7 protein-coding genes are annotated in these 8,193 nt (G+C 73.0%); all 7 read right to left on the bottom strand.

What is annotated here, in order from left to right:
- The coding region (locus ABZS51_RS11410; protein ID WP_355438778.1) for a hypothetical protein at positions 1-459 on the bottom strand (459 nt) is incomplete at its 3' end.
- Entirely contained in the window at positions 456-2,012 is a 1,557-nt protein-coding gene (locus tag ABZS51_RS11405; protein ID WP_355438776.1) for a pyridoxal-dependent decarboxylase, read from the bottom strand. The genes ABZS51_RS11405 and ABZS51_RS11410, both read right to left, overlap by 4 nt.
- Complete coding sequence (locus ABZS51_RS11400) at positions 2,009-3,427, bottom strand: diaminobutyrate--2-oxoglutarate transaminase (protein WP_355438774.1); 1,419 nt, start codon at positions 3,425-3,427, stop codon at positions 2,009-2,011. Before ABZS51_RS11400 ends, ABZS51_RS11405 begins: the two co-directional genes overlap by 4 nt.
- Positions 3,428-3,495: 68 nt before the next feature.
- Entirely contained in the window at positions 3,496-4,737 is a 1,242-nt protein-coding gene (locus ABZS51_RS11395; protein ID WP_355438772.1) for a hypothetical protein, read from the bottom strand.
- Between the two features lie 149 nt (positions 4,738-4,886).
- On the bottom strand, positions 4,887-6,242 hold the full coding sequence (locus ABZS51_RS11390) for a sugar ABC transporter substrate-binding protein (protein ID WP_355438770.1): 1,356 nt from the start codon (positions 6,240-6,242) through the stop codon (positions 4,887-4,889).
- A gap of 43 nt (positions 6,243-6,285) precedes the next feature.
- A complete protein-coding gene (locus tag ABZS51_RS11385) occupies positions 6,286-7,203 on the bottom strand; it encodes a carbohydrate ABC transporter permease (RefSeq protein WP_355438768.1) in 918 nt (305 codons plus the stop codon).
- Positions 7,203-8,156 (bottom strand): sugar ABC transporter permease, encoded by a 954-nt coding sequence (locus ABZS51_RS11380; RefSeq protein ID WP_355438766.1) that lies wholly within the window; start codon positions 8,154-8,156, stop codon positions 7,203-7,205. Before ABZS51_RS11380 ends, ABZS51_RS11385 begins: the two co-directional genes overlap by 1 nt.
- Positions 8,157-8,193 lie beyond the last annotated feature (37 nt).

The raw sequence follows: 8,193 nt of genomic DNA, 5'->3' as shown, positions 1-8,193 counted from the left end.
GTCCAGCACGCGGGCGGTGGCGTCGGACACCCGGTGCGCGGGCAGCCCCGCGAGCACGGCCGTCTCCCGGACCACGACGGCCGCCACCAGCGCCACCCCGGCCGGCGCCACCCCGGCTTGGGTCGCCCCGGCCCGGGTCGTAGTCTCCGAGGTCGCCGTCTCCAGGACCGCCGTCTCCGGGGGCGCCGTCCCCGGTGCCGCGGTTTCCATGGCCGCGGTCTCGGGGGTGCCGCCGGCCAGGAGCGGCTCGCCGAAGCGGTGCCAGCCGGTCGGGGAGCGGTGCCGGACGGGGACGCGCAGCCGCACCCCGGTCGCCGGGAAGTCCAGGATCAGCTCCTCCTCGGCGGCGGGCACCGGGATCGCCAGGTCGCGCACGTACGCCCGCAGCAGCGTCTCCGTCGCGGCCGCCTCCCCGGCCCGCGACGCGTCGGGGTGGTCGAGCGGGTCGGCGGCGCTCACAGCACCGCCTCCTCGGCCTCGCCGGCCGCGGCCACCACGTGCACCAGCCGCTCCACCTCGGTGGCCGTCGTGTACGGGTTCAGCAGCGTCAGCTTCAGCCGGACGCGCCCCGGCCCGTCGCCGGGCGGCCCATCGGCAGGCAGCTCGGTGCGGCCGATCACCGCGCGCCCCTCGCGCAGGAGCCGGCGGCGCAGGGCGGCGTTGACCTGGTCCGCGCGGGCCGGGTCCGCGGGCAGGTAGCGGAACAGGAAGGCAGTCAGCACCGGCTCGGCGTGCAGCTCCAGGCGCGGGTGGGCGCGCACCGCCGCCGCCCCGGCCAGGGCCAGGTCGTGGCAGGCGTCGACCAGGCGGCCCAGGCCGTCCCGCCCCAGGGTCCGCAACGTCACAGCGATCTTGAACGCGTCGGCCCGGCGCGTGGTGCGCAGCGACCGTCCCAGCAGGCTGGGATAGCCCGCGTCCTCGTCGTCGGCCGGGTTGAGGTAGGCGGCGCGCCGGGCCAGCGAGGCGTACGTCTCCTCCCGCCGTACCAGGAAGACGCCCGCGGCGGCGGGCTGCCAGCCCAGCTTGTGCCAGTCCAGGGACACCGAGTCGGCCAGCTCGACGCCCGCCAGCAGCGGCGCGAGCCGGTCCGACAGCAGCGCCCCGCCTCCGTAGGCGGCGTCCACGTGCAGCCACGCGCCGTGCTCGGCGGCCAGGGCGGCGCACTCGGGCAGCGGGTCGATCGCCCCGGTGTCGGTGGTGCCGGCCGTGGCCACCACCGCCACCGGAAGCTCGCCGCGCCCGGCCCGGTCCCGCAGGGCGCTCGCCAGCGCCTGGGGTTCCATCCGCAGCGCCCGGTCCACGGGGACGGCGACGACCGCGTCCTCGCCGAGCCCGAGCAGCGCGGCGGCCCGCCGGACGGAGAAGTGCGCGGCGGCCGAGGCGAAGATCCTCGGGCGCGGCCCGTTCCCGGGCACCCCGGCCAGCTCGATCCGGCCGCCGGTCGCGCGGCCCAGGACCCGGTCCCTGGCCAGCATCAGCCCCATGACGTTGGACTCGGTGCCGCCGGAGGTCAGCACGCCCGCGGCGGTGCCCGGGTAGCCGACGAGCCCGGCCAGCTCCATCACCAGCAGCGTCTCCAGCTCGGTCGCCGCGGGAGCCTGGTCCCAGGAGTCGAGGGACGGGTTCAGCGCGGACACGGCCAGGTCGGCGGCCACGGCGACGGCCAGCGGCGGGCAGTGCAGGTGCGCGGCGCAGGCCGGGTCGGCGGGGTCGGCCCCGCCGTACGCCAGCAGCTCGGTCAGGCGGCCCAGGGCCTCCTCGCCGCGCGTCCCGGCGAAGGCGCCGGCGACGTGCGCGGCCAGCTCCCGCGGCGGCCCGGCGGGTACGGGCCCGCCGCGCCGCGCCGTCCCGGCGGCCAGTCCGTCCAGCACGACCCGCACCGCCCGCTCCAGCTCCCCGCCGCCCGCCCGCGACAGCAGTCGTGCGGGCGTGGCGGCGCCGGTCTGTGCGGGCGTGGCGGTGCCGGTTCGTGCGGGCGTGGCGGCGCCGTCCTGCCGGAGAGTGTCCGTCATGCGGGCCGCCCGGCCAGGCGGGGAGCCGTCACCGTGGCGATCGCGTCGGCCAGCCGGTCCACGACCGTCTCGGCCTGCTCGTCCGAGATGACCAGCGGCGGCAGCAGCCGCACCGTGGAGTCGTACCGCCCGCCGAGCTCCACGATGATCCCGCGTTCCAGGCACGCCGCGCGGACCGCGGCCGCCGTCCGCGGCGCCGCGGGGAAGGCGCCGCACGCGTCGGGCGTCCCCGTCGGGTCGACCAGCTCGACGCCGATCATCAGGCCGCGCCCCCGCACGTCGCCGACCACCGGCAGCTCGTCCCGCAGCGCGCCGAGCCGCTCCAGCATCCGGGCGCCGACCGCGGCGGCCCGCCCGGCGAGCCCCTCGCGGGCGACGTGCCGCAGCGTCGCCGTGCCGGCCGCCATGGCCAGGGTGTTGCCGCGGAACGTGCCGGTGTGCGCGCCCGGCAGCCAGCCGTCGTAGTCCTCGTGATAGACGATCACCGCCAGCGGCAGGCTGCCGCCGATCGCCTTGGACAGCACCATGGCGTCCGGCACGATCCCGCTGTGCTCCACCGCCCAGAACGCCCCGGTACGTCCGACGCCGGTCTGCACCTCGTCCACGATCAGCGGGATCTCGCGCTCGGCGGTGACGCGGCGCATCTCGCGCAGCCAGGAGTCCGGGGCCGGCACCGCGCCGCCCTCGCCCTGCACCGCCTCCACGATCATCGCCGCGGGCGGCACGACGCCGCCCGCCGGGTCGTCCAGCAGCCGCTCCGTGTACGCCGCCGACAGCTCCGCGCCCGCCTGCCCGCCCACGCCGAACGGGCAGCGGTACGGGTACGGGTACGGCAGCCGCGTCACGTCGGCCGCGATGCCCGCCACCGGCTCCTTGACCGCGACGTTCGCGGTGGCGGCCAGCGCGCCGAGCGTCATGCCGTGGTATCCGCCGGTGAAGGCGAGCAGCCCGCGCCGGCCGGTCGCGGTCTGCATGAGCTTCAGGGCCGCCTCGACGGCGTCGGTGCCGGCGGGCCCGCAGAAGTGGATGCGCGCCCGGTCGGCGAACCCGCGGGGCAGCGTGGCGAACAGCTCCTCCACGAACGCGTCCTTCTCCGGCGTCGCCAGGTCGAGGACGTGCAGCGGGGCTCCGCTGTCGAGCGTGCGCCGGATGGCCTCCAGGACCACCGGGTGGTTGTGGCCGAGGGCGAGGGTGCCCGCGCCCGACAGGCAGTCGAGGTAGCGGCGGCCGTCGGCGCCCTCGATCACCATTCCCTCCGCCCGTACCGGGACGATCGGGAAGGACCGGGCGTAGGTGCGGGCGGACGACTCGCGGTCACGCTGCCGGCGCAGGACCGCACCGGAGAGGGGAGAACCGGAGAGGGGAGAGGGGTCGAGGGCGGAGTCCGGGGCCAGGTCGGCCGGATGCGCGGTCATGGGTCTCCAGGACATGGGGGGACAGGACATGGGGGGACAGGACATGGGGGCAGGGTTTCGAAGCAGGTTCAGAGCAGGTGGCGTTCGGCGACGGGGTGGCCGAGGAAGCGGTGCATGGCGAACTCCCAGCCGTAGGAGCCCGCGTACGGGAAGACGACGAGGTCGCCGGCGCGCACGCGGTCCACCCGCACGTCGCGCAGCAGCGTGTCCTCGGGGGTGCACAGCTCGCCGGTGACGGTCACCTCGGTCCCGGCGGCGGCCGGACGCGGGCAGTCCTCGGGCCAGCTCTCGACGGGCAGCACCGCCATGTTGTGCACGATGTCCCACGACGTGGGGAGCTGGAAGTGGTTGATGCCGCCGCGGATCAGCACGAACGTCGTCCCGTACGAGGTCTTCACGTCGATCGCCTCGGCGGCGTACCAGCCGCAGTCGGCGACCAGGTAGCGGCCGGGCTCCAGCAGCACCTTCACGCCGGACGGCGGCTCCACCTGGGCGGCCAGCTCGCCGAAGCGGGCCACGTCGAACGGCTTCTCGCCCTCGAACGCGACGCCGATGCCGCCGCCGACGTCCACGAGCCGCAGGTCGACGCCGCAGGCCCGGGCGGTGCGCGTGCTCCACTCGACGCACCAGCGCAGGTACGCGGCGTGGGCGTCGGCGTCGAGGTTGCCGGAGGCGGCGTGCACGTGGAAGCCGGCCACGTCCAGGCCGGGCAGCCGCAGCGCCTCGCGCAGCACGTCCGGCACGTCGGGTTCGGCCACCCCGAACTGGGACGCCACGCCGCCCATCCGCAGCGAGCCGGTCACCGGGATGGTCGCGGGGTTCACCCGCAGGGTGACCCGGGCGCGCAGGCCCTCGGCGACGGCGATGCGGCTGATCCGGTGCAGCTCCAGCAGGCTCTCGGCGTTGACGGCCTCGACCTCGGCCCGGATGAGCGCGGCCAGGAACGGTGGTGACTTGGCGGGTCCGGCGGCCACGACGGGAGCGGGCGCGCCCGTCGTGGGACGCGCGCCGAGGGCGAGGTCCAGCTCGGCCCGCGACGCCACCTCGAATCCGTCCACGTGCGGGGCGAGGGCGGCGACGACGCCGGGGAAGGAGTTGGCCTTGACGGCGTAGTGGACGGCCGCCCACTCCGGTAAGGAGGCCCGCAGCTCGCGGGCCCGTTCGGCGGCCACCTCCCCGTCGTAGACGTAGGCCGAGACGGGGATGCCGGTCGCGGCGAGGTGGAGGAGGAGACGGCGGAGCCGGGCGGGGAGCACATCCGCGGGGTAGGCGGAGCGCGGCGCGGCGGAGGGCGGGAACTGCACGGACATGGAGCTTCTGCCTCCGAAGTCTTAGGTAAGCCTAACCTAAACTCCGGATCATGCCCTGGCAAGGCGGCAGAAGCTCCCAATTCTCTGATCTACGTTGTAAAGGCGTCCGCTCCGGACCGGCGGTCGGCCCGCCGGTCCGGAGACCGCCGTCAGCCGAACAGGCCGTTGACCCTGGTGTTGGCCTCGTCCAAGGCGTTGACGTCGCTCTTCCGCGAGAAGATGGAGTCCATCGTCTCCGTCATGATCGCCGTGACGTCGGCCCAGTGCTCGGCGATGGGCGCCAGGTGGGTCGTGCCCTCCTGGACGTGAACGGTGAAGGGCTTGACGTCGATCCCCGTGTCGGCGAACGCCTGCTCCGCCTTGACCGTCGCGGTCTTGAGCGCCGGGAGGACGACGGCCTCCTTGGCCACGATCTCCTCCTGGCAGGCCGGCGAGGCCAGGAACTTGACCCAGGCCCAGGCGGCCTCGGGGTTGTCGGTGCCGGCGGAGATGTTGTCGGCCAGGCCGTTGAACAGGCTGGCCCGCTTACCGGCAGGCCCGATCGGGGTCGGGGCGAGGGCGGACTTCACGCCCTTCAGCGCCCAGTACGTCTTGGTGTTCCAGCTGCCCTCGGTGGTCATCGCGTACTTGCCGGCGCCGTAGGCGTCGATCTGGCTCACCCCGGAGGAGGCGATCTCCATGCTCGGCATGTAGCCCTTGTCGATGAGCGAGGTGAACCACTTGATCGTCTCTTTGAACTTCGGGTCGGCGTAGTTGAACCTGCTCGGCCACGGGTTCCGGTCGCCGTACTGCCAGCCGTTGCTCATGGCGTACATGCTCCACTCGGTCTGGCCGAAGCCGCCGCCGCTGCCGGCGAGCCCGAGGCCGTAGGTGGCGACGTGCTTCTTGTCGAAGCCGGGCTCGTCGCCGCGCTTGCCGTTGGCGTCCACGGTCAACCGGGCGATGACGTCCTCGTACGTGCCGCCGTCCTGGGGGTTCCAGGTCAGCTTCGCCATCTCCTCCGGCTTGATGCCCGCGTCCTTGAGCTTGTCGGTGTTGTAGATGACGGCGGTGGTGTCGAAGTCCTTGGGCAGGCCGTACCTCTGGCCGTCCTTGGCGACCCAGAGATCGGCGAGGCCGTCCTGGTACGCCGACAGGTCGATCTTGTCCTTGGCGACCTGCTCGGTGATCGGCAGCAGCTGGCCCTGGGCGGCGAACTGCGGGTACTGCGACAGGTGGCTGGTGAACACGTCGGGAGCGGTGCCGGAGACGAAGGCCGTGGTGAGGGTGTTCCAGTAGTCGTCCCAGCCGTACTGGGTGATCTTGACGGTGTACTGCGGGCTGGCCTTGTGGAAGGCGTCGGCGCAGGCCTGGTACTGCGGCTGCTGGGCGGTGTCCCAGAGCCAGTAGTCGATCGTGACGGGACCGGCGGCGGCGCCCTGGCCGCCGGTGTCCTGACCTCCGCAGGCGGTCAGGAGCAGCGCCGCCGCCGCGATGACGGTGAGAGAGCGCAGGTGACTCTTCATCACAACAACCTTCTTTGCAGTGCGATACGGGGGGTGGTGGGGGTCACTTGGTGCCGGTGTAACCGATCGAGTCGATGATCCGGCGGCCGAGCAGGGCGAACAGGACGATCATCGGGAGGGCGGCGAAGAGCGTCGCGGCCATGAGCCCCGCCCAGTCGGGGCTGCCCTGCGGGGTCTGGGAGCGGAAGATGCCCAGGGCCACGGTGAGCACCCGTACGCTTTCGTCCTTGCCGACCAGCAGCGGCCAGAAGTAGTCGTTCCAGCTGGTGATGTACGTGAGGATGGCCAGTGTGGTGATCGGCGCTCTGCTGACCGGCAGGATGACGCGGAAGAAGATCCGCGCGTGTCCGGCTCCGTCGATGCGGGCGGCCTCTTCCAGGCCGGTGTTGACGCCGAGGAAGAACTGCCGCAGGAAGAACACCGCGAACGGGGTCATGAGGAGGCCGGGCAGCACGATGCCCAGGTAGGTGTTGAGGAGCCCCAGCTCCTTGATCAGCACGAAGTTGGGCAGCGTCGTGAAGATCGGCGGCACCATCAGCGCGGTCAGGAAGAGCAGGAAGACGGCGTCGCGGCCGGGCCACCGCATCCGTGCGAAGGCGTAGGCGGCCATCGCGCTGAAGAAGACCTGCCCGGCGGTGAGCGTGGTGGCCACGATGATCGAGTTGCGCAGGAAGAGCCAGAAGCTCACGGTGCCGCTCGACCCGCCTTCGGCGACCGCTTCCGCGGTGGTGGACAGGCCCAGCACGCGGCGGTAGGCGCCGAGCGTGAAGTCCACCGGCAGCAGGTCCGTGGCGCCGGTCGCGAGGGAGCGGGTGCTGGAGAACGACGTGCGCAGCATCCAGTAGAACGGGAAAAGCGTCGCGAACATGACCAGGACGAGCACGGCCCAGCCGGCGACCCGTCCCCAGCGGATCGAGCGGGTCCGGGCGGGCCGGACCAGGGGAGCGGTGGTGGCGGCCATCATGACTCCTTCAGGTCGGACTCGCCCGCCCGGGTGAGGCGGAGCTGCAGGTAGGCGACGCCGGCCAGCAGCACGAACAGCACGGACGACAGCGCGGCGGCGTAACCGAAGTTGAAGCGGTTGAACGCGAGGTCGTAGATGTAGAAGGAGATGACCCGGGTGGCGTTGATGGGGCCGCCCGCCGTGGTGACGGCGACGGTGTCGAAGACCTGGAACGATCCGATCACGGTCAGCACCAGGACGAGCGCCATCACCGGGCGCAGCAGGGGGAGCGTGACCCGCCAGAAGATCCGCCATTCCGAGGCGCCGTCGAGCGCGGCCGCCTCGTACACGGTGGGCGGGATCATCTGCAGCCCGGCGTAGATGAGCAGGGCGGTGTAGCCGAGGTGCCGCCAGGTGTTGACCAGCGCGATGGTCGGGATGGCGAGGTCGGAGTCGCCGAAGAACGCCACCCTGTCCAGCCCCAGCCAGTCGAGCGCGTGGTTGACCACGCCGAGCTGGTAGTCGAGCATCCAGAACCACACGAGCGCGACGACCACGTTGGCCACCAGGAAGGGCAGCAGCACCACGCCGCGCACCATCAGGGACCTGGTGAGCCGGTGCAGGAGCACGGCCAGCAGCAGGGAGGCCACGGTCTGCGTGCCGATGTTGATCAGCACGTACTCGGCGGTGACCTTGAGCGCGTTCCAGAACAGGTGGTCGCCGAAGATCCGCTCGTAGTTCTCGGTGCCGATGAAGCGGGGTGGGGTGAGGACGTTGTACTTGGTCAGGCTCAGGTACAGGCCGCGCAGCGCGGGCCACAGGTAGAAGGCGGCGAAGCCGACGGCGGCGGGCAGGACGAACAGGAACGCGGCGGGAAGGTCGCCCAGGCGTCGCAGGAGGGGTGGAGGGGCTCCCCGGGGCGCGGCCGGCGTGGGCGGGCGCGGCGGGGCCTGGATGGTCTGGCTGGTCATGTGACCTCCTCCTGCCGATCGGTCGTCCGGCCGGGCA

This window comes from Nonomuraea sp. NPDC005501 (assembly GCF_040605905.1).
Lineage (GTDB): Bacteria > Actinomycetota > Actinomycetes > Streptosporangiales > Streptosporangiaceae > Nonomuraea.
The sequence above is the reverse complement of the archived record's forward strand: the minus strand, read 5'-3'. Positions and strand labels throughout refer to the sequence as shown.